Origin of the sequence: Brucella sp. NBRC 14130, from assembly GCF_040371715.1 — a bacterium.
GTDB lineage: Bacteria > Pseudomonadota > Alphaproteobacteria > Rhizobiales > Rhizobiaceae > Brucella > Brucella intermedia.
In genome coordinates this window covers 434,909-455,564 of sequence record NZ_BAABTE010000002.1, presented here as the reverse complement: position 1 = coordinate 455,564, position 20,656 = coordinate 434,909, and the positions used below count along the sequence as shown (strand labels likewise).

Sequence of the window (20,656 nt, the reverse complement as noted above, 5' to 3'; positions counted from 1 at the left end):
AAATCGAAAAGCCGCGCTGTCCATCAGCGCGGCTTTTTCGTTAAGCATTTCCAGCAAAAGTGCGAAGCGGTTTTGCGCAGGACAATGCGTAGCTCGAATGAGCATTTCCAGCAAAAGTGCGAAGCGGTTTTGCGCAGGGCAATGCGTAGCTTGATTGAGCATTTCCAGCAAAAGTGCGAAGCGGTTTTGCGCAGGGCAATGCGTAGCTTGATTGAGCATTTCCAGCAAAAGTGCGAAGCGGTTTTGCGCGGGATAATGCGTAGTTTAAAAGAGCATTTCCAGCAAAAGTGCGAAGCGGTTTTGCGCGGGATAATGCGTAGTTTAAAAGAGCATTTCCAGCAAAAGTGCGAAGCGGTTTTGCGTCTTTCGCAAACAATTATGGTTTCCCGGTTTTCCCCGCGCCCGCTTTTCGGTATGAAGCCTGCAACATCCTCAATTTTCGGGAAGCACCATGAACGCTTTCGATCCAGATATTGCAGAAGATGCGGGCAGCGACGGCTGTCACCCGCTGTTCCGCGATGTGCCGACCACGGTTGAATTCAACAAGCTGCGCAAACGTCTGTTGCGCCTGACGCGGCAGGCCATCGAGGATTTCTCGATGGTCAAACCCGGCGAACGCTGGATGGTTTGCCTTTCGGGCGGCAAGGACTCTTATGGGCTTCTGGCGCTGCTGCTGGATCTCAAATGGCGCGGCCTGCTGCCGGTCGAGCTGCTGGCGGTCAATCTGGATCAGGGCCAGCCCAACTTTCCCAAGCACATTCTGCCGGATTTCCTGAACCGCTACGAAATCGAGCATCGCATCGAATATCAGGACACCTATTCGATCGTCACCGACAAGCTGCCGGAAACGAGCACCTATTGCTCGCTTTGCTCGCGCTTGCGCCGCGGCAACCTCTATCGGGTCGCGCGTGAGGAAGGCTGCTCGGCGGTGGTGCTCGGCCACCACAGGGAAGACATTCTCGAAACCTTCTTCATGAACCTGTTCCATGGCGGACGCCTTGCGGCAATGCCGCCGAAACTCGTCAATGACGAGGGCGACCTGATGGTGTTCCGTCCGCTGGCCTATGCGGCGGAGGATGATCTGGAGATATTCGCGACCGCGATGCAGTTTCCGATCATTCCGTGCGACCTGTGCGGCAGTCAGGAAGGGCTGCAACGCAATGCGATGAAAGCCATGCTGACCGACATTGAGAAGCGCATGCCGGGCCGCAAGGACACGATGATCCGCGCCATGACGAATGTTCGTCCAAGCCACCTGCTGGATCGCAAGCTGTTCGATTTCGCGGGACTGACGCTGAACGATGCAGGAGAGGACGATCATGCGCTTTGATGAAGGACAGATGGACTGGCTGGCCGATTTGCTGGCCGATGCGGCGCGTGAGGAGATCATGCCGCGATTCCGCAGGCTGGATGCGGGCGATATCAAGCAGAAGACTTCTGCTGCCGATCTGGTCACGGAAGCCGATGTGAATGCGGAGCGCTACATCACAGCCAGGCTAAAGGAGCGGTTTGCCGACGCGGTGATCGTGGGCGAGGAAGCCTGCTCGGACAATCCGGCCTTGCTGGATGGTCTGAACGACGCGGAACTTGCATTCACAATCGATCCCGTTGACGGCACCTTCAACTTCGCATCAGGCGTTCCGCTTTTTGGCGTGATGCTGGCGGTGGTGTCGAAGGGGGAAACGGTCGCCGGTATCATTCACGATCCCGTCGGCAATGACTGGATCATGGCGTCCAGAGGCGGCGGGAGCCATATTCGCCATGCCAACGGCGATCTAAGCCGGGTAAGCGTTGCGAAGCCTGCTCCGATCGACCAGATGACCGGCTCGATTTCATGGCAATATACTGCCGAGCCAATACGGTCGCGGCTGGCGCGCAATCATACGAAATTCCTGTCGCAGATCGGCTATCGCTGCGCGGCGCACGAATATCGGATTATCGCGACCGGCGGGGCGCATTTCGCCGTCTACAACAAGCTTATGCCTTGGGACCATCTTCCCGGAGCGCTGATCCATCAGGAAGCGGGTGGGTACATCGCGCGCTGGGACGGCAGCGCGTACCTGCCTTCTCACACCGGCGGCGGGCTTATTGTTGCGCCGAGCAGGGAGAGCTGGCAGTCCATTCAGGCCGCGCTCTGGACAGAGTAATACCGCTTGAATAAAGCCCGATATGGAAAGGCCCGCTACATCGGCGGGCCTTTATTGTTTTGTATAGTGAAGTCGGTCAGATCACGTGTTCGGCGGGCGGGTTTTGTACCCTGAACAATCGCCCGCGTTCAGCGATCAGAACGCAGCCGAGCGCCACAAATCCGAGCACGCAATAGCCGGTTGCAACCGGCGTCGTGGTGCCGTCGAAGGCCTGACCGATAACCGCGCCCAACGCCGCACCGATCACCGTTTGCGCAAAGCCCAGAACGGAGGAGGCCGTGCCTGCGACTTCGCCGAGCGGCTCCATCGCCAGCGCGTTGAAGTTGGCGGTCACGAGGCTGAACGAGAACATGATGGTCATGTAGATCGCCATCAGGAGCGGGAAGGGCACAGGTCCTTCCATCGTGACCGAAAGGACCATCCACAACAGGCTGAAACCGGTGAAGACCAGCAGCATCGACTGCGAAATGCGGCGCATGCCGAAGCGGCCGACAAGGCGCGAATTCATGAACGAGGCAAGTGCCAGCGTCATGGCAACGGCTGCGAAAGCCAGCGGAAACAGCGCGCCAAGCTCATAAATGCCGACGAAAATCTGCTGGGCCGAGTTGATATAGCCGAACAGCGCGCCGAGAATGAACGAGGTGCCGAGCATATAGAACAGGGCGACGCGGTTCGACAGAACGATCCCGAAGCCGCCGATGACGCTCCTGACCGTCAGCGGACGCCGGTTGGATGCGGGAAGGGTCTCAGGCAGGCGAAAGAAGGCCCACATGCCGACGATAAGCGCCATCAGCGCCATCGACAGGAAGATCAGGTGCCATTCGCCGAGCAGCATGATGAGCTGGCCTGTTGCAGGCGCGACGACGGGCAGGATCATGAAAACCATCATGACGAGCGACATGACTTCCGCCATCTGGCGGCCGGCGAACTTGTCGCGGACCACCGAGACCGCGATCACGCGCGTACCGGCTGCGCCAAGGCCCTGAAGGACGCGCAGGACGATCAGCGTCGTGAAGTCGGTGACGACAGCCGACGTCAACGCGGCGAGAATGTAGATGACAAGCCCGCCGAACAGCGGCAGCCTGCGGCCGAAGCGGTCGCTCAACGGTCCGTAGAACAGCTGCGAAACGCCGAAGCCGAGCAGATAGGCGGTAATGACGAACTGGACGTGGTTTTCCGACTGCACGCCAAGGCTTGCGCCAATCTGCGGCAGGCCGGGCAGCATGATGTCGACCGCCAGCGCATTGATGGCCATGATGGCTGCGATGAGCGCGATGAATTCGCCGCGTCCGCGCATGGAGGTTTTCTGGTCCGGCGAACCGTTCTTGATGTCGAGCGGCATGACTGGCATTCCCTGGCAAAGTAGCGCATCGCGTCGGGGGACACGATACGAAAGACAAAATTTAGAAAGCAGAAGCAGACAGACGGAAATCCGTCGTTGAACATCTAGCAAAATGCAAAAGGCGCCGTGGAACGGCGCCTTCGGAAAAGGTGAGGCTGAAGCCGTATAACCGGCAATTAATCCTCAAGCCGCCTTGGTGGCAATACCTTTATCGGTAAAAAGTGCCTGCAATTCGTTCGATTGGAACATTTCACGCACGATATCGCAGCCGCCGACGAATTCGCCCTTCACATAAAGCTGAGGGATGGTTGGCCAGCTCGAATATTCCTTGATGCCCTGACGCAGTTCGTCCGAGGACAGAACGTTGACGCCCTTGTACTCAACACCGAGATAGTCGAGGATCTGGACGACCTGACCGGAGAAACCGCACTGCGGGAAACCCGGCGTGCCCTTCATGAAAAGCACGACGTCGTTGGTCTTCACTTCATTGTTGATGAAATCGTTGATGCCGGTCATTTGCGGTCCTTTCCAAGCATAACCCCGAAAAGTTGCCTGACTTTCCGGACAGGATCATGCGCTAAACAAATACGCCGAGGCAAATTCCGGCGTAAACTGGGAGGTCTTCCCGAATATAGTCGCTTTGAATGCTGGTAACCACCCGGTTCGGGCGAAAGCAAGTCAAATGCGCGAGAATTCCGTCTCCGGGGGAGCTGCATCTTGCCGCAGCAGGGCTTGCTCCCCCCGAAACGGCCGTCCGTTATTCCGGTACGCTTGTCTGCAAGGCGAGTGCATGCAGCACGCCGCCCATATTGCCCTTCAGCGCGTCATAGACCATCTGGTGCTGCTGCACGCGGGACTTGCCGCGGAAACTCTCCGCGACGACCTCGGCGGCATAATGGTCTCCGTCTCCGGCAAGGTCGCGGATCGTCACCTTTGCGTCGGGAATCCCCTCGCGTATCAGTTTTTCGATCTCATGTGCGTCCATAGCCATGCAAAATCTCCTGCCGTTTCCGGCCTTTTCTTATCGTTCGGTCGAATCGTAACGCACCATCGTGGAACGTCAACAACCATCTGTCTAACGCTTAAATCAAAGACAAGCAAACCGCCCGGACAGGGTTTCCATCCGGGCGGCAAAAGGTATCGACGATGCGGACCGAGGTCAGTTATCGGTTGCAGGCTCGCCGCTCATGAAGGCCGGGAACCAGCCTTCAAAAGCATCGGTCAGATCGACAACGCTGACATCGACCAGATCGCCGATCTTCAGGCGGTCGCCGCCGACAGTGCCGAGCACGCGGAACGGAACCCCAGCGCCTTCGGCATTGAGGGCGATGAGCTTTGCCATTTCAGCCGTGGCCGCGACGACATAACGCGCCTGATCTTCACCGAAAAGTGCGGCATGAGGCAGGCCGTCTCCGGCATCGATCACGGCGCCCTTGCCGGACTTGATTGCCATTTCCGCAACGGCAATCGCCAGGCCGCCATCGGAAAGGTCGTGACAGGCCGTGACCTGACCGTTGCGGATGGCTGAGCGGACAAATTCGCCATTGCGCTTTTCAAGCGCAAGATCGACCGTCGGGGCAGGACCATCGGCGCGGTCGAACAGATCGCGCAGATAAACCGACTGGCCGAGATGGGTGCCGTCGCCGCCAAGCAGCACCAGCGTGTCGCCATCCTGCATGCCGCCGATCTTCGCCATTTGCGACCAATCCGGGATGAGCCCCACACCGGCAATGGTCGGCGTCGGCAGAATGGCCTGACCGTTGGTCTCGTTGTAGAGCGAGACATTGCCGGAAACGATCGGGAAATCCAGCGCGCGGCAGGCTTCGCCGATGCCTTCGATGGCCTTGACGAGCTGGCCCATGATTTCCGGCTTTTCCGGATTGCCGAAGTTCAGATTGTCGGTCGATGCCAGCGGCTCGGCACCGGTCGCGGTGATGTTGCGCCAGCATTCGGCAACCGCCTGCTTGCCGCCTTCAAACGGATCGGCTTCGCAATAACGCGGCGTCACGTCGGAAGAGAAGGCGAGAGCCTTGGCGTCGTGGCCTTCCACGCGGATCACACCCGCGTCACCGCCCGGAACCTGCAGCGAGTTGCCCTGAATGAGCGTGTCGTACTGTTCGTAGACCCAGCGACGCGACGACAGGTCGGGCGAGCCGATAAGCTTGAGAAGGGCCGCGGAATAATCTTCCACCTGCGGCACATTGCTGGCAGGAAGCGGCGCGTGCTTGCCGGGTTCCATCCACGGACGATCATATTCCGGCGCTTCGTCGCCAAGATCCTTGATCGGCAGGTTGGCGACTTCCTCCCCCTGATGGATGACGCGGAAACGCAGATCGTCGGTCGTCTTGCCGACGATGGCGAAATCGAGGCCCCATTTGCGGAAAATGGCCTGCGCTTCAGCTTCCTTTTCCGGCTTCAGAACCATGAGCATGCGCTCCTGGCTTTCCGAAAGCATCATTTCATAGGCCGTCATGTTCTCTTCACGGACAGGAACATGATCGAGGATGAGTTCGATGCCGAGGTCGCCCTTGGCGCCCATTTCGACGGCGGAGCAGGTGAGGCCCGCCGCGCCCATGTCCTGGATCGCGATCACTGCGCCGGAAGCCATCAGTTCAAGGCAGGCTTCAAGCAGACATTTTTCGGTGAAGGGATCGCCAACCTGAACGGTCGGGCGCTTTTCTTCGATCGACTCGTCGAATTCAGCCGATGCCATCGTCGCGCCGCCGACGCCGTCGCGGCCCGTCTTCGCGCCGAGATAAACGACCGGCAGGCCGACGCCTTCCGCCTTGGAATAGAAAATGCCATCGGTTCTGGCGAGACCCGCCGCGAAAGCATTGACGAGGATATTGCCGTTATAGCGCTTGTCGAAATTCACTTCGCCGCCGACGGTCGGCACGCCGAAGGAATTGCCATAGCCGCCGACGCCGGAAACGACGCCCGAAACGAGGTGACGGGTCTTTGGATGATCCGGTTCGCCGAAGCGCAGCGCATTCATCGCCGCAACGGGACGCGCACCCATGGTGAAGACATCGCGCAGGATGCCGCCGACACCGGTCGCCGCACCCTGATAGGGTTCGATATAGGAGGGGTGATTGTGGCTTTCCATCTTGAAGACGATGCAATCGCCATCGCCAATATCCACGACGCCCGCATTTTCGCCCGGCCCCTGAATGACGCGCGGTCCACTGGTTGGCAGGGTGCGCAGCCATTTCTTGGACGACTTGTAGGAGCAATGCTCGTTCCACATGGCCGAGAAAATCCCCAGCTCTGTGAAGGTGGGCTCGCGTCCGATCAGACCGAGAATGCGCTGATACTCGTCCGGCTTAAGACCATGCGCTTCGATCAATTCAGGCGTGATGTCTCGCGTATTGGAAATAGTCATGGAAATGGGGAACCCCGTCGCAGGCTGCGGTACCCGAAAACCTTCTGCCGAAGGCTGGATACCTAAGGTTTCAAGGCGCCTCTTTAACCTAAGTTTCCATGAAGTGCGACAGGAAAATGCCGCTTTCCCGGCCTCAATCGTACATCAGTAACGATAAAGAGAGGCCGGGCGCTTCAGACACTCCCTTCATATCCGGCCTGTTCGTTTTCGAGCAGGCGACGGAGCGTCAGGAAACAGTTTTCAACGACATTGCGATCGGAGGGGGAGGAGAAGGCGACGCGGACCCTGTGATAAATCTGGTCGACGCGTCCGGCCTTGAACTCGTCCTCGTCGTCGATCAGGATTCCGCTTTCATAGGCCGCCGCCTTGAACGTTCCCGAAAGCCAGGGCTCGGGCAGACCCATCCACAGGAACGGAACGGATGGTTTCGATACGAAGTCGAACCCGTCGAAGATTCTGCGGGCCATTTCTTCGCGAATGACTGTTTCCTCGCGGCATTTGCGGTGAATGGCGTCTGCCTCGCCGGAAAGTACAAGCTGCGCGCCGGTTTCGGCGAGCAGGAAGGCTGCGCCGCCCGTGACCATCTTGTGCGTCACCTTCACGCGCTGCGCGCAATGGGCAGGGCAGGCGACCCAGCCGCTGCGTATCCCTGCCGCTACGGCTTTCGACAGGCCGGAAACGACGAATGTGCGTTCCGGCGCAAAACTCGCCAAGGGTGGAATCTGGCTGTCGCACATGACGCCGTAGATATCGTCTTCGATGAGCCAGACATTGTAACGCCGTGCAATGTCGGCAATGGCGCGGCGCCGTTCTTCCGGCATGACCGACAATGTGGGATTATGCAGCGTCGGCATCAGGAAGGCGAGGGTCGGGTGCTGCTGACGGCAGGCGCGTTCGAATTCTTCCGGAATGAGACCATATTCATCCAGACCGGCCTGAATGGTGCGCCGCCCGAGAAGGCGAACGGAACGGCTGATCTGCGCGTAAGTCAGGTTTTCAAACAGGATGCGGTCGCCGGGATTGGTGAAGGCCGTGATGATGGCAATGCTCGCAGCCTGCGCGCCGTTGGTGACGACGATACTGTCGAGGTCTGGCCGCCAGTCGGTCCGCGAAAGCCATCTTTGCCCGGCTTCCAGCCAGTGCTGCGGGAAATAGCGTGAATAGCTCGCTATATCCTGCGGAAAATCCCGATGAATGTCGGCATTTATCCGGGCCAGAACTTCGTGCTGGCCAACATCCGGCGCCGCCGTCGTGTCGAAGCGGATTTTACCGGACGGGACATCGGCGGGTTTGGTTCCGGCAATGCCTGAAGCGGTCAGCGCATTGTCGGCAGGTTCTTCACCGAGCACATAGGTTCCCCGACCGACTTCGCCTGTGACAAGGCCGCGCTCGTGGGCCAGGGCATAGGCGCGGCCGATTGTGCCGATTGTTACCTTGAGATCGAACGCGAGATTGCGCTGCGGCGGAAGCTTTGCGCCCGCGGGCAGTCCACCATTTCCGATTGCCTCTTCGATGGCATCGGCAAGTTGCAGGTAAAACGGGCCGGACTTGCCGGAAAGGTCTGGAATCCAATTTGTCATGGTGACAACTTATAAATTGTACCTATTGCCAAGTCAATTATAGAGTCAATTCATCGCTGCCGGTGAATTGTAAATAGGCGGCGATCAAACGAACTGCTTGGAGCATCGTGTGCCCGTTCGCGTGGTTGAAGAGCGCTCCGACCAGTTGAATCCGGGCATCGTTCCGCTGGAAGTCGACTTCGATTTTCAGGTCGATGCCGTAGCAGCACTGGGCTCCCAACCGGCTCTGCTTATGAGGAATGGACCGAGACAATGTTTTACTTCAGGCCGCAGACCGAGACAATAGATACAATTCTTCCTGTTCCCGTGGCTGATACGGCGGCGGATTTGCCGAAAGGATTGCAGGCGCATCTGGCAACGGCCTCGCAACCGCGAGGGGGATATCTACGGCAGGTTTTGAATTGGCTGTCTTATCGAATGATGCTGCGGCGCACCCGGATTGCTTTGGGCGAACTGACAGACGCCCAGTTGCGCGACATTGGACTGCGGCGCGGTGAAGCCGAACGCGAAGCGCGGAAGGTGCGTTTTCACTTGCGTTGAAATGTGTCGCGGAAAGCCGGTTCCGGCGTTTCCGCGACACATCTGGTTGTTACTGGCAGCCGCTCTGGCCCGAAGCCCAGCGGTTGACGTCGGCGGCGATACGTCCGCCATGGCTTTCACCCATCATGGGGCCGAAAGTTTCGACGCGAGCCGGATTTCCCTGCGCCTGCACGACGAGCAGCGGGCGAGACGCCGGGTTGCGGGCCGGCACCACCAGAATGCGCGGACGTCCGGTAAAGGAATTCAGTTCCGGTGCAAGCGAGTATCCGCGGAAATCCTTGTCCTTGGATTTGAACCAGCAGCTATTCGCCGCCAGCGCAATGCGCTCCATGGTTGGTAATGCAGCCTTGCTGGCATCGACGGCGAGGGGGCGCGTCGGCTTGCTGGAGGTGCAGGCTGCAAGCAATGCAATGGCCGGGAGGGCCAGAAGAGCGAAAGTCTTGGTCTTCAAGGAGGGGCTCCGAAAGGGCGTGCCTTTGAAAAGCACGCTGGGGGTGAGGTAGATCGGCAGAATCAGGCGAGTTGCGGCATGAAGGACTTCAGTCCGTCGTTCATCTCGTTCCAGATGCGTTCAAAGACCGGGTGCTGTTTTGCCTTGGCCGCATATGCATCGAATTTCGGGAACGCGTCCAGCAAATCCGCTTTGCCGGATAGCTTCTTCAACGGTTCCATCAGAAAACGCACGGGCAGCAGCCAGCAATCCGCAAGCGTAGGTTCGTCTCCGGCGGCGAAAGCTTTGTCCGAGAGGCGGCTTTCGACCACTTTGAGGCCGGTATGCATCTTGTCGAACAGGCGCTCGATGCTTGCATCGTCACGCTCGGGTTTGCTCGACAGGATGAAGAGCTTCATCGTCGGTCCGAGCACGTCGAGTTCCGTCACGCGCGCCAGCAGGCGGATGAGCGCGCGCTCGCGCGGCGTGCCGGGCAATACGGGTGTTTCAGGAAAATGATCTTCCAGATATTCCGCGATGACCGCGGCTTCAAACAGCGTTTCTCCCGAACTGGTGATCAGCACCGGTATGCGGCGGAGCGGCGTGACATTGCCGAAATCGGCGGGAAACGGATAGGGCAGGTTCATCGGCTTGAAAGGCAGGTCCTTCAGGTAGAGGACGCCGCGCACGAAAGATGAGTAGGGGGAGAGAGGCCTGGAATAAAGCTGCATGAATGAATTCCCCTGATTCTTTATCGCTAAAATCTGTGAGGCATTTCCAGCAAAAATATGGACGATTTGTGCCGGGAAAAATGCACGGACAAAAATGAGGAGACCCCGACGGTTTGTCTCTTGTCAAAGTCCTCCCGGAGCCAAGCTGCCACGAAAACCGGCGCTTTGCCAGTGCAGTTTTGAGGCGAGGCAAGCGCAACAAAAAAGGCGGCTCGCTTGGAGCCGCCTTTTCCGTTTATCTGTCTGCCAGCTTAGGCCGCGACGCCGAGTGCGCCTGCAAAAAGCGCCCGGCCATCGTCGCCGCCATGGGCTGCTTCGATCAGGTTTTCCGGGTGCGGCATCATGCCGAGCACATTGCCGCGTGCATTGACGATGCCTGCAATGTCGTTGACCGATCCGTTCGGATTGGTGCCTTCGGCATAGCGGAACACGACCTGGCCTTCGCCTTCGATGCGCTTCAGCGTTTCGGCATCGGCGAAATAATTGCCGTCATGATGCGCGACCGGGCAGCGGATGATCTGGCCCGGCTGGTAGCCGCGCGTGAACGACGTGTTGGCGTTGGTCACTTCGAGCTTCACTTCGCGGCAGACGAATTTCAGCGAGGCATTGCGCATCAGCGCGCCCGGCAGAAGTCCGGCTTCAACGAGGATCTGGAAGCCGTTGCACACGCCCATGACCATCACGCCCTTTTCGGCCTTCTCGCGCACGGCCTGCATGACCGGCATGCGGGCGGCAATGGCGCCGCAACGCAGATAGTCGCCATAGGAGAAGCCGCCGGGGATGAGGATCAGGTCCACATCGTCGGGGATGCTGGTGTCAGTCTGCCAGACGGTCACCGGAGCCTGTCCGGTGATCTTGGTCAGCGCCGCGATCATGTCGCGATCGCGATTGAGACCGGGAAGGAGAATGACTGCGGATTTCATGGCGACTGCTTCCTTGTTGGGCTCAGGCGATGGCGATGGAATAATCTTCAATCACGGTGTTGGCGAGCAGCTTCTCGCACATGGCTTTCAGGTCTGCTTCGGCCTTGGCCTTGTCCGAGCCTTCCAGTTCCAGATCGAACACCTTGCCCTGACGGGCCGAATTGACGCCGTCGAAACCGAGGCTGCCGAGCGCGCCGACGATTGCCTTGCCCTGCGGGTCGAGAACGCCGTTTTTCAGTGTAACGGTGACGCGTGCCTTGATCACTCTGTAGTTCCTGCAATTTTAGAACGAATGAAACAGCCCGGAAGACTTGTCTGGCTCGATCCCGAAAACCGGCTTCCACTTTTCGGGACCAGGCCCTTCCGGGCTGGGCGGATGATTACTTCACAAGCGTGGGGCCGGACGGGCGCGGCGTGTCGTTCTCGTTCATGATGCCGAGACGGCGCGCAACTTCCTGATAGGCCTCGACCAGACCGCCCATATCGCGACGGAAACGGTCCTTGTCGAGCTTGTCATTGGTGGTGATGTCCCAAAGACGCGCAGAGTCCGGCGAAATTTCGTCGGCGACGACGATGCGCATCATGTCGCCTTCCCACAGGCGTCCGCATTCCATCTTGAAATCGACAAGCTGGATGCCGATGCCGAGGAACAGGCCGGTGAGGAAGTCGTTGACGCGGATGGCAAGCGCCATGATGTCGTCGATTTCCTGCGGGCTTGCCCAGCCGAAAGCCGTGATATGCTCTTCGGTGACCATCGGATCGTCGAGCGCATCGGCCTTGTAGTAGAACTCGATGATCGAGCGCGGCAGGATGGTGCCTTCTTCCAGGCCAAGGCGCTTGGCGAGCGAACCGGCTGCAACGTTGCGCACGACCACTTCAAGCGGAATGATTTCCACTTCCTTGATCAGCTGCTCACGCATGTTGAGGCGGCGGATGAAGTGCGTCGGAATGCCGATGCGGTTGAGCTGGGTGAAAATATGCTCGGAAATGCGGTTGTTCAGCACGCCTTTCCCGTCGATGACTTCATGCTTCTTTGCATTGAAGGCAGTTGCATCATCTTTGAAGAATTGGACAAGCGTACCGGGTTCAGGGCCTTCATAAAGAATCTTGGCCTTGCCCTCGTAAATACGGCGGCGACGGTTCATGGCTTTTCTCGGATTTCCATATTTATGGTGATCGGCTCTAAGCCGCTATTCTCGCGGGCTACCTATAGCAATTGTGGGCTTTTAACAATCCTGCTTTGTGCCCGTTCCCCCGTTTTCGGCGTTTCTGACGCAAGTTTATGTATGAGTCGCAAGAAAGTGGTCTTTAAGCCCTTGTATAATCTTGCGCCCCTTGCCAGCTTTAGGCAAGAGAACGGATGACGATCTCTTCTAACTTGTAAGTCTGGGAGCTTTATGAATGACCACTGGCATGGATGATCGCCGCGACGCTTTTGAAAAGAAATTCGCGCTTGATGCGGAACTGCGCTTCAAGGCGGAGGCACGCCGCAACAAGCTTCTGGGACTCTGGGCCGCAGACCAGCTTGGCAAGAAGGATGCGGAGGCGGAAGCCTATGCCAAGGAAGTCGTTGCCGCCGACTTCGAGGAAGCTGGCGACGAGGATGTTTTCCGCAAGATCCGCGCCGATCTCGATGCTGCGGGCGTGAGCGTTGCAGACGAGGTCATCCGCGAGAAGATGTTTGCTTTCCTCGAAGAGGCAATCCGCCAGGTAAAGCAGGATTGATGCAGGTTTCGGGGCGCAAGGGCAGCTAGTGGTTTGATTGCGGACGAGTATCGAACGTAAAATTCAATCCACCAGCACTTCCGCCCCGATGCTTTGAAATGAAGGAAATTCGAATGTCGTTGTCTTCGCGCCTTCGCGCCGGGGAAACAGTGCTCTCCGCATGGTCCTCGCTTCCTGAACCCCTGACGGTCGAAATTCTCGCCCATAGCGCTTTCGATGCCGTAACGCTCGACATGCAACATGGCGGCCACGATGAGGCGAGCGTGCTTCGCTCGCTGGGCCTTATCCTGAATGCCGGCAAGCCCCCCGTCGTGCGCGTTCCCGTCGGCCGTTTCGACATGGCAAGCCGTGCGCTTGATTTCGGCGCGCAGGCGGTCATCGCTCCGATGATCAATTCCGTCGAGGATGCCCGCCGGTTTGCAGCCGCCATGAAATATCCGCCGGTGGGCGAGCGCTCATGGGGCGTGTTCAGGGCCAATGCGGATTACGGCACGCCGGGTTCCAACGATTATCTGACGACCGCAAATCACGACACGCTCGCCTTCGCGATGATCGAGACGCGGGACGCCTATGATGCGCTCGATGCCATCCTCGACGTTCGCGGCATCGACGGCGTTTTCGTCGGCCCTGCGGATTTCTCCATAGCATGGAGCAACGGACGCGAGGCCAACCCGAATTCCGATGCGATTGTGGAGCCGATCGGCAACATTGCGCGCAAGGCAATTGCGGCTGGCAAGATTGCAGGCATCTATTCGCCGACCGCGGAATTCGCGCGGCGTTACATTCCGCTTGGCTTCCGCTTCCTGACGCTCAGCAATGATGGCGGTTACATCCGGCTGGCAGCCGAAACGCTGACGAAAGCGGTCCGCGATTAAGTCCGTTGCAAGGTATTGAACAAGAAAAGGCGGGCTCGTGACCCGCCTTTTCTTTTGCTTATGGTAGACCCGCCGGAATGTTTGGGCCCAAACAATTGCAACTGGCAGCCCGCTGGACGGATCGATAAGTTGGTTGAACTACTTCACTTTCACTACCCACGCGATTTCATCACAAATATCTCTTAGCCGAACGCTCGTTCGAGGGGTGTGCATGTCTGAACTTGATGACCTTCTCCGTCAGAAAGCGGAAATTGAAGCGCGAATTCTGGAAGTTAAAAGCCAGGATATAGAACGGAAGAAACTTGACTTTGCGATCCTCGCCTACGAGTTGAGGGAGTTGAACGCTCTCCCAAAATCTGTCGCGGATGCTTTTACCGACAAAGCCAACACCTTCAACTCCTTCCGCGTAATGAAGGTGAAGAAAAAATAGCCTGTTGGTTTGTGCAATGGACTTAAGATATCTATCGCGAAATGCAGATTCGGCGGAGCGTATACGCTCAAGGATACTTCGTTCCGGGTTCACGATCAGCGGGCATCGATTATGGACTGATGACGAAGACCGGGTATGTCGGTTTTTCTATCCCGATTATTTTGCGATTTGCCAAGTTCTGGATACCCGATCAAGAAAAGCAATACAGGCACGCTGCCAGAAACTGGGGCTTGTTCCCAAGAAGTTGTGTTGGGGATGGTCAGCGAAACAAAAACTGCGGAGACTTTATCCAGAAGCGACCAAGGAGGAAATATGCAGCGCCTTTCCCGGCGTTGAGTGGGGGAAAATTCAGGCCGCGGCCCGTTACTATAGTTACCGGCGCAAGAAAAAACCTTACAAAATCACCGGAGTCCTCTCACTCGATCAGTGTAGGAGCCGCTGCTACGAAATAAACTGGATTATGCGGGATTTGGATGATGAAGCCGGTACCGGGCGATATTTCCAAACACGCGGTTATCGTTGTGACTATCCTAACTTCAAGGCCATCAGCCGAGCAGTGCGAGCCTTGGGTGGGCGATTGGAAGTACGATGGGAGGAATGGTAGCAGACCCTACCATTCCGTTTCTTCTCAGATCAATGATGCTTGGGCGCCTGTAGCTGCGTCATGAACTCGGCGAACACCATCGAGCCTTCCGGCCAGGGGCCATGCCCGGATTCCGAATTGATGTGTCCGGCTTCACCTGCATCGATGAGCATGGCGCCCCAATCCTTCACCACGTCCTCCGCAGCCTCGAAGCTGGAGAACGGATCGTTGCGGCTAACGACGGTAATCGTCGGGAAAGGCAGGCGCTCGCGCGGATAAGGGCCAAACGTCATCAGGTGCTTGGGCCTGATCCTGTCGTTGGAAACATCCGGAGGCGCCACGAAAAAGGCTCCGGCGACCTTGTGCTGGATATGCGGCACGGCATGAACGGCTGTTGCAACGCCGAGCGAGTGCGCGACCAGAACGATGGGCCGGGTGGCCGCATTGGCAGCCTTGACGACTTCGCCGATCCAGTCTTCGCGAACAGGTTTCGACCACTCCGCCTGCTGCACACGCCGCGCCGTGGAGAGTTTGTTCTCCCAGCGGGTCTGCCAGTGGTCGGGGCCGGAATTGGTATAGCCGGGGATGATGAGGATATCTGCGTCTTTGACTTTCATGGCCTCCCATTTAGAGAGGCTTGCTCACTTCTTCAAGCGGTGCTTGCGGTATGCCCGGTCTGGAAGGCATGCGAATGATGAACAGCCTGTTCGCTGATCGCGATCTTGTGAAACATGTCGCAAATGGTGATGTTTAGGCAAGATTTGAAACGCGACGGAGATAACAACATGGCAATCAGCAGACGCAAGATGCTCGGCGCAGCCGGGACTGCTGTCATGGCCAACATTCTTCCTGTCCGCGCAGAAATGCCGTCGAAGGAGAGCGATATGACACAGAATTTGAAAGCGGCGGCAGCCGAAACCGGGCGTCCTGTCGCTCCACTTCCTTTCGCAATGACCACGCCAATGCGAGTGGCGCGCGTCGGCCTCAAGGCCCGCGACGCCGAAACGCTGGCTGAATATTACCGTGATGTCGTGGGCTTGCGCGAGATGACCCGCCGTGGCGCGTCGATCGTTCTCGGCGCGGGCGACCGCGAACTGATGGAAATCGAGCAGTTTTCAGCAGCCCGTCCGGACGATCCGCGCAGCGCCGGTCTTTATCACACCGCATTCCTGCTGCCGACCCGTGGCGATCTGGCGCGCTGGTCGCGCCGCGCCATCGACAAGCAATTGCCGGTCAGCGGGGCGTCGGACCATAAGGTGAGCGAAGCGATCTATCTGACCGACCCCGAAGGCAACGGCATCGAAATCTATTCGGACCGTCCCAACAGCCAGTGGCAGTGGAATGGTGATCGTGTGGCCATGAGCACCGATCCGCTGGATGTCGGCAATCTGCTCGATGTCATCAAGCAGGAAGGCGGAGAATGGACCTTTGCGCCGCAGAACACGGTCGTCGGCCATGTTCACCTGCGCGTTGGTAATGCCCATGAAGCCGAAACTTTCTGGCACAATGAACTCGGCCTCGAAACCGTCCAAACCTATGGTGACCGGGCAGTGTTCATGTCCACCGGGCGCTACCATCACCATATCGCGGCCAATGCCTGGCAGAGCGCCGGTGCTGGCAAGCGCGACGAGGATCGCACCGGCCTCGCATGGGTGGAACTGGAAGATACGCGCGGCGGTAATGACAGCACCTTCGTGGACCCATGGGGCAATGTGGTCAACACGATCAAGACCAAGGCGTAGCCAGCGATCTTCAGAATGTAAAAAAGCCCCATGTTTTCATAAACATGGGGCTTTTTTCTTGTCTCCGTGCTCCCCCCCTCATCCTGAGGTGCGAAGCGAAGCCTCGAAGGACGAGGGCATGCGGAGTGTTTCCCTCAGCCCTTCGAGGCGCCGTTTTCAACGGCTCCTCAGGGTGAGGGAGGGTGGGCAGAGCCACTTCAACCAAAGACGCGCTTGAAAATCGTATCCACATGCTTGGTGTGGTAGCCGAGATCGAACTTTTCGCGGATCTGGTCTTCGGAAAGAGCGGCGCGCACTTCCGTGTCGGCCAGCAGTTCCTCAAGGAAGTCGGCGCCCTGTTCCCAGACCTTCATGGCATTGCGCTGTACGAGACGATAGGCATCCTCACGCGACACGCCGGCCTGCGTCAGCGCCAGCAGAACGCGCTGCGAATGCACCAGACCGCGGAACTTGTTCATGTTTTTCAGCATGTTGTCCGGGTAGATCACCAGCTTTTCAATCACGCCGGCCAGACGGTTCAGCGCGAAATCGAGCGTGATGGTGGTGTCCGGACCGATGGCGCGTTCGACGCTCGAATGCGAAATGTCGCGTTCGTGCCAGAGAGCCACGTTTTCCATCGCGGGCGTTACCGACATGCGCACCAGACGGGCAAGGCCTGTCAGGTTCTCGGTCAGAACCGGGTTGCGCTTGTGCGGCATGGCGGACGAACCCTTCTGGCCCGGCGAGAAGAATTCTTCTGCTTCCAGAACTTCGGTGCGCTGCATGTGGCGGATTTCGATGGCGATGTTTTCCATCGAAGAGGCGATGACGCCAAGCGTTGCAAAGAACATCGCATGGCGGTCGCGCGGGATGACCTGCGTCGAAACCGGCTCTGCCTCAAGGCCGAGCTTGGCACAGACATATTCTTCCACACGCGGGTCGATATTGGCGAAAGTGCCGACAGCGCCGGAAATGGCGCCGGTTGCGATTTCCGCACGCGCCGCAACGAGACGGGCGCGGCCGCGCGCCATCTCGGCATAGAAACGCGCAAAGGTGAGGCCCATCGTCGTCGGTTCGGCATGGATGCCATGGCTGCGGCCGATGCGCACCGTGTCCTTGTGCTCGAAAGCGCGCTTCTTCAGCGCTTCCAGAACGCGGTCCATGTCTGCGAGCAGCAGGTCGGCAGCGCGCACCAGCTGGACGTTGAGCGTGGTGTCGAGCACGTCCGATGAGGTCATGCCCTGATGCACGAAACGGCTGTCCGGGCCGATGAATTCGGCCAGATGCGTCAGGAAGGCGATGACGTCATGCTTCGTAACGGCCTCGATCTCATCGATGCGGGCGACGTCGAACTTTGCCACGCTGCCTTTTTCCCAGATCGTCTTTGCTGCATCCTTTGGAATGACGCCCAGTTGCGCGAGCGCCTCGCAGGCATAGGCTTCGATCTCGAACCAGATGCGGAACTTCGTTTCGGGCGACCAGATGGCGACCATTTCAGGCCGGGAATAGCGCGGGATCATGGGTGCATCCTGTAGAAAGAGGGGGGTTAATTTTTGCGGGCAGCTTCGGCAGCGGCGCGGATCGCCTGGATATTGGCGCGGTAGCTCTCGACCGAATTGCCCTTGTAGACGGCCGAACCGGCCACGAGAATGTTGGCGCCAGCGGCAACGACCGAGCCTGCGGTTTCCGGCGTGATGCCGCCATCCACTTCAATGTCGATAGGGCGGTCACCGACCATTTCGCGAACGCGCTTGATCTTGTCGAGCATCGGGGCGATGAATTTCTGTCCGCCAAAGCCCGGATTGACCGTCATGACGAGGACGAGATCGACATCTTCGATGACATTGGCCAGCGCTTCGGCAGGCGTTGCCGGGTTGAGCGCCAGACCGGCCTTCTTGCCGAGAGCGCGGATCGATTGCAGCGAACGGTGCGTATGCGGCCCGGCTTCGGCGTGAATTGTGATGAGATCGCAACCGGCATCGGCAAAAGGCGCCAGATAGGGATCGCAAGGCGCAATCATCAGATGGGCATCGAAGAATGCCTCGGTGCGCGGACGGATCGCCTTCACCACCTGCGGGCCGAAAGTGATGTTGGGCACGAAATGCCCGTCCATGACGTCGATATGCACCCAGTCGGCACCGGCTTCCAGCACGGCATCGACTTCTTCGCCCAGACGGGCGAAATCGGCGGAAAGGATGGACGGGGCGATGGCGATGGGGCGCATATGTGATCTCCGTAACTTTGGCCAGCCCCTAGCACATGAGGGGCGGGAATCCTATCCCCAGCGCTTGTGGAACCACATCCACTGGCCGGGATATTCGCGCACCCATGTCTCGACGGTATCGTTCAGAAGCTGCGCAGTCGCCGCAACATCGATCTCGCCCTTGTCGTCACGCGGCAGTTCCATGCGTTCATAAAGCTCAAGCCGGTAGCGCCCGCCGGGAAGGCGGATGCAGCGCGCCGGATAGACGTCGCAATCATATTGCCGTGCAAGCTTGGCCAGAAGCGGGTTGGTCTTTACTGGACGATTGAAGAAGGTCGACGGCACGCCACGGCGGAATTTCTGATCCACCAGCATGCCGACATTGCCGCCTTCATCGAGGATATGCGCAAGCGACCATGCAGCACCGGCTTTCGACGGCACCAGATGGCCCATATTTGTGCGGCGGGCCTTCAGCACCTTGTCGGCGATATAGGGATTGTTCGGCGGGCGGAACAACGCCGTGACGTTCAGGCCGAAAGTGGCGGCGCAGATGGGCAGCAACTCGAAATTGCCCGTATGGGCGGTGAAGAAGATGTGCGGCTTCTTCTCGTCGCGCAGCCGTTCGAAAATCGGGATGCCTTCCACTTCGACCAGCCCCGGCTTGGTCGCATAGGGATCGAAATCGAAAACCGCGTCGAGGAAGATATATTCCGCGAAGAGGCGCGCCATCGAATCCCACATTTCGCGGGCGATGTCCTCGATTTCCGCGTCGCTTTTCTCGGGATAGGCCTGACGCAGATTATCAGTCGCCACCTTGTGGCGCGGCGTCAGCGGCCCGACCAGACGGGCCACCCTGGCTGAAAAGCTGATCGCTGCCTTCGCCGGGAACAGGCGCAGCAGGCCAAGCAGCAGAAACACGGCCTGTGCCCAGAGCCAGTAGTTGAACTGCTTCAGCTTGCGGGTCCAGCGGAAGAGCAGAAGTTTCAGCTTGAACATCATGGAATTACGGCTCAGTCGATCTCAAGAATGATCTTGCCGAAGACGTCGCGGCCTTCCATGCGCTTCAGCGCCGTGTCGATATCGTTGAAGCCGACCACGGTGTCGATGACCGGATGCACGATGCCGCGCGCCATCTTCTGCATCGCATCGGCCATGTTTTCCATGCGGCAGCCGAAGGAGCCGAAAATCTTGAGCTGCTGCTGGAAGAGCTGCATCAGGTTCATGTTGGTGGAAACGCCGGAGGTCGAGCCGCAGGTGACGAGGCGCGCACCGCGCTTCATGCACAGCATCGAGCCGGCCCATGTGTCCGCGCCCACATGCTCGAACACCACATCCACGCCCTTCTTCTTGGTGAGCTTGCGCACCACGCCTTCAAAGCGGTCTTCGCGGTAATTGATGACGTGATCGGCGCCGAGCGCCTTGGCTTTCTCGATCTTGTCGTTGGAGCCGACCGTGGTGATGACGGTGCAGCCCATTTTCTTCGCAAGCTGAATCGCCGCCGTGCCGATGCCGGAACCGCCTGCCTGAACGAGCACGGTTTCGCCCGGCTCAAGCTTGGCATTGTCGAACAGCATGTGTTCGACCGTGCCGAAGGTAACCGGTGCAACGGCAGCGCCGATGGCGTCCACGCCGGGAGGGGCCGGAACGAGCAGGCGGGCAGGCAGGTTCACGGCTTCGCAGGCAAAGCCGTCAAGATGGAAACCATGCACGCCGCCGACATGCTCGCACAGATTGTCACGGCCTTCGCGGCAGGCGCGGCAAAGACCGCAGGTGCGCGCGCCATAGATCGACACAAGCTGGCCGGGCAGGAGATTGGAAACGCCGGGGCCGACGGCATCGACGATGCCGGAAGCTTCCGCGCCGATGACGAGCGGCATCTTGCGCTTGGCAAACGCCATGCCGCGCCAGCCCCATACGTCGATGTGGTTGAGCGCTACGGCCTTGATGCGTACCGTCACCTCGCCGATGCCGGGGGCAGGCGGGGGTGTGATATCGGTGATTTCAAGGCGGCGATCATCAAGAAGCTGCAAGGCGCGCATGGGCT

Annotated in this window: 24 protein-coding genes; 7 read left to right on the top strand and 17 right to left on the bottom strand. The window is 58.7% G+C overall.

Translation table 11 applies throughout. The features are described 5' to 3' along the window. Positions 1-40: 40 nt before the first annotated feature. Entirely contained in the window at positions 41-376 is a 336-nt protein-coding gene (locus tag ABWW28_RS05810; protein WP_253177139.1) for a hypothetical protein, read from the bottom strand. Between the two features lie 75 nt (positions 377-451). On the opposite strand from ABWW28_RS05810, the gene ttcA reads away from it, so the two are divergent. Further along, positions 452-1,330: a tRNA 2-thiocytidine(32) synthetase TtcA gene (gene ttcA, locus ABWW28_RS05805; RefSeq protein ID WP_353390518.1), complete on the top strand. Its 879-nt coding sequence runs from the start codon at positions 452-454 to the stop codon at positions 1,328-1,330. Next, positions 1,320-2,147 (top strand): inositol monophosphatase family protein, encoded by an 828-nt coding sequence (locus tag ABWW28_RS05800; protein WP_075041664.1) that lies wholly within the window; start codon positions 1,320-1,322, stop codon positions 2,145-2,147. Before ttcA ends, ABWW28_RS05800 begins: the two co-directional genes overlap by 11 nt. A gap of 76 nt (positions 2,148-2,223) precedes the next feature. Here the strand turns inward: ABWW28_RS05800 and ABWW28_RS05795 are convergent, their stop codons facing one another. The 6 genes from ABWW28_RS05795 to ABWW28_RS05770 form a co-directional block, all read right to left on the bottom strand. Next, on the bottom strand, positions 2,224-3,489 hold the full coding sequence (locus tag ABWW28_RS05795) for a multidrug effflux MFS transporter (RefSeq protein WP_075041665.1): 1,266 nt from the start codon (positions 3,487-3,489) through the stop codon (positions 2,224-2,226). A gap of 183 nt (positions 3,490-3,672) precedes the next feature. After that, positions 3,673-4,005, bottom strand: coding sequence for a Grx4 family monothiol glutaredoxin (grxD, locus tag ABWW28_RS05790; RefSeq protein ID WP_006466619.1), 333 nt, complete (start codon positions 4,003-4,005; stop codon positions 3,673-3,675). 241 nt (positions 4,006-4,246) lie between these two features. Then, positions 4,247-4,480, bottom strand: coding sequence for a BolA/IbaG family iron-sulfur metabolism protein (locus tag ABWW28_RS05785; RefSeq protein WP_006466620.1), 234 nt, complete (start codon positions 4,478-4,480; stop codon positions 4,247-4,249). A gap of 168 nt (positions 4,481-4,648) precedes the next feature. Beyond that, on the bottom strand, positions 4,649-6,871 hold the full coding sequence (gene purL, locus ABWW28_RS05780) for a phosphoribosylformylglycinamidine synthase subunit PurL (RefSeq protein WP_075041666.1): 2,223 nt from the start codon (positions 6,869-6,871) through the stop codon (positions 4,649-4,651). A gap of 173 nt (positions 6,872-7,044) precedes the next feature. Continuing rightward, a complete protein-coding gene (locus ABWW28_RS05775) occupies positions 7,045-8,451 on the bottom strand; it encodes an aminotransferase-like domain-containing protein (protein WP_075041667.1) in 1,407 nt (468 codons plus the stop codon). A gap of 37 nt (positions 8,452-8,488) precedes the next feature. Then, positions 8,489-8,704 carry a hypothetical protein gene (locus ABWW28_RS05770; protein WP_075041668.1) on the bottom strand — a complete coding sequence of 72 codons (216 nt, stop codon included), beginning with the start codon at positions 8,702-8,704 and terminating at the stop codon, positions 8,489-8,491. Between ABWW28_RS05770 and ABWW28_RS05765 the strand changes: the two genes are divergently transcribed. Beyond that, complete coding sequence (locus ABWW28_RS05765) at positions 8,704-8,991, top strand: DUF1127 domain-containing protein (protein WP_006471787.1); 288 nt, start codon at positions 8,704-8,706, stop codon at positions 8,989-8,991. The genes ABWW28_RS05770 and ABWW28_RS05765 overlap by 1 nt on opposite strands. 49 nt (positions 8,992-9,040) lie before the next feature. Here ABWW28_RS05765 and ABWW28_RS05760 read toward each other — a convergent pair whose 3' ends face one another. From ABWW28_RS05760 to purC, 5 genes are all read right to left on the bottom strand, one after another. Next, positions 9,041-9,442: a hypothetical protein gene (locus ABWW28_RS05760; RefSeq protein ID WP_006471786.1), complete on the bottom strand. Its 402-nt coding sequence runs from the start codon at positions 9,440-9,442 to the stop codon at positions 9,041-9,043. A gap of 62 nt (positions 9,443-9,504) precedes the next feature. Continuing rightward, the gene (locus ABWW28_RS05755) at positions 9,505-10,152 is read right to left on the bottom strand and encodes a glutathione S-transferase family protein (protein WP_241084367.1); all 648 of its coding nucleotides are present in this window, start codon (positions 10,150-10,152) and stop codon (positions 9,505-9,507) included. Positions 10,153-10,403: 251 nt separating this feature from the next. After that, positions 10,404-11,075 carry a phosphoribosylformylglycinamidine synthase subunit PurQ gene (gene purQ, locus ABWW28_RS05750; RefSeq protein WP_022568500.1) on the bottom strand — a complete coding sequence of 224 codons (672 nt, stop codon included), beginning with the start codon at positions 11,073-11,075 and terminating at the stop codon, positions 10,404-10,406. A gap of 22 nt (positions 11,076-11,097) precedes the next feature. Next, positions 11,098-11,340: a phosphoribosylformylglycinamidine synthase subunit PurS gene (purS, locus tag ABWW28_RS05745; protein WP_006466627.1), complete on the bottom strand. Its 243-nt coding sequence runs from the start codon at positions 11,338-11,340 to the stop codon at positions 11,098-11,100. 115 nt (positions 11,341-11,455) lie between these two features. After that, positions 11,456-12,220: a phosphoribosylaminoimidazolesuccinocarboxamide synthase gene (gene purC / locus ABWW28_RS05740; protein WP_004688254.1), complete on the bottom strand. Its 765-nt coding sequence runs from the start codon at positions 12,218-12,220 to the stop codon at positions 11,456-11,458. Positions 12,221-12,476: 256 nt separating this feature from the next. Between purC and ABWW28_RS05735 the strand changes: the two genes are divergently transcribed. The 3 genes from ABWW28_RS05735 (at position 12,477) to ABWW28_RS05725 (ending at position 14,105) form a co-directional block, all read left to right on the top strand. Next, positions 12,477-12,800: a DUF1476 domain-containing protein gene (locus ABWW28_RS05735; protein WP_006466628.1), complete on the top strand. Its 324-nt coding sequence runs from the start codon at positions 12,477-12,479 to the stop codon at positions 12,798-12,800. Positions 12,801-12,907: 107 nt separating this feature from the next. After that, positions 12,908-13,675, top strand: coding sequence for an HpcH/HpaI aldolase family protein (locus ABWW28_RS05730; protein WP_025091402.1), 768 nt, complete (start codon positions 12,908-12,910; stop codon positions 13,673-13,675). Positions 13,676-13,886: 211 nt separating this feature from the next. Beyond that, positions 13,887-14,105 (top strand): hypothetical protein, encoded by a 219-nt coding sequence (locus tag ABWW28_RS05725; RefSeq protein WP_006471782.1) that lies wholly within the window; start codon positions 13,887-13,889, stop codon positions 14,103-14,105. Positions 14,106-14,738: 633 nt separating this feature from the next. Here the strand turns inward: ABWW28_RS05725 and ABWW28_RS05720 are convergent. After that, entirely contained in the window at positions 14,739-15,305 is a 567-nt protein-coding gene (locus tag ABWW28_RS05720) for an alpha/beta hydrolase (protein ID WP_006466630.1), read from the bottom strand. A gap of 168 nt (positions 15,306-15,473) precedes the next feature. Here ABWW28_RS05720 and ABWW28_RS05715 point away from each other — a divergent pair, with 168 nt between their 5' ends. Then, the gene (locus tag ABWW28_RS05715; protein ID WP_021585031.1) at positions 15,474-16,430 is read left to right on the top strand and encodes a VOC family protein; all 957 of its coding nucleotides are present in this window, start codon (positions 15,474-15,476) and stop codon (positions 16,428-16,430) included. 197 nt (positions 16,431-16,627) lie between these two features. Here ABWW28_RS05715 and purB read toward each other — a convergent pair whose 3' ends face one another. From purB to ABWW28_RS05695, 4 genes are read right to left on the bottom strand one after another with little or no spacing between them, the layout of a single operon-like run. Further along, positions 16,628-17,929, bottom strand: a complete 1,302-nt coding sequence (purB, locus tag ABWW28_RS05710; RefSeq protein ID WP_006466633.1) for an adenylosuccinate lyase — start codon at positions 17,927-17,929, stop codon at positions 16,628-16,630. 26 nt (positions 17,930-17,955) lie between these two features. Then, positions 17,956-18,633 carry a ribulose-phosphate 3-epimerase gene (rpe, locus tag ABWW28_RS05705; protein WP_006466634.1) on the bottom strand — a complete coding sequence of 226 codons (678 nt, stop codon included), beginning with the start codon at positions 18,631-18,633 and terminating at the stop codon, positions 17,956-17,958. Between the two features lie 51 nt (positions 18,634-18,684). Beyond that, positions 18,685-19,611 carry a lipid A biosynthesis lauroyl acyltransferase gene (locus ABWW28_RS05700; RefSeq protein WP_006471777.1) on the bottom strand — a complete coding sequence of 309 codons (927 nt, stop codon included), beginning with the start codon at positions 19,609-19,611 and terminating at the stop codon, positions 18,685-18,687. An 11-nt stretch (positions 19,612-19,622) separates the two neighbouring features. Beyond that, a complete protein-coding gene (locus tag ABWW28_RS05695; RefSeq protein WP_100651182.1) occupies positions 19,623-20,651 on the bottom strand; it encodes a zinc-binding dehydrogenase in 1,029 nt (342 codons plus the stop codon). Positions 20,652-20,656: the final 5 nt, after the last annotated feature.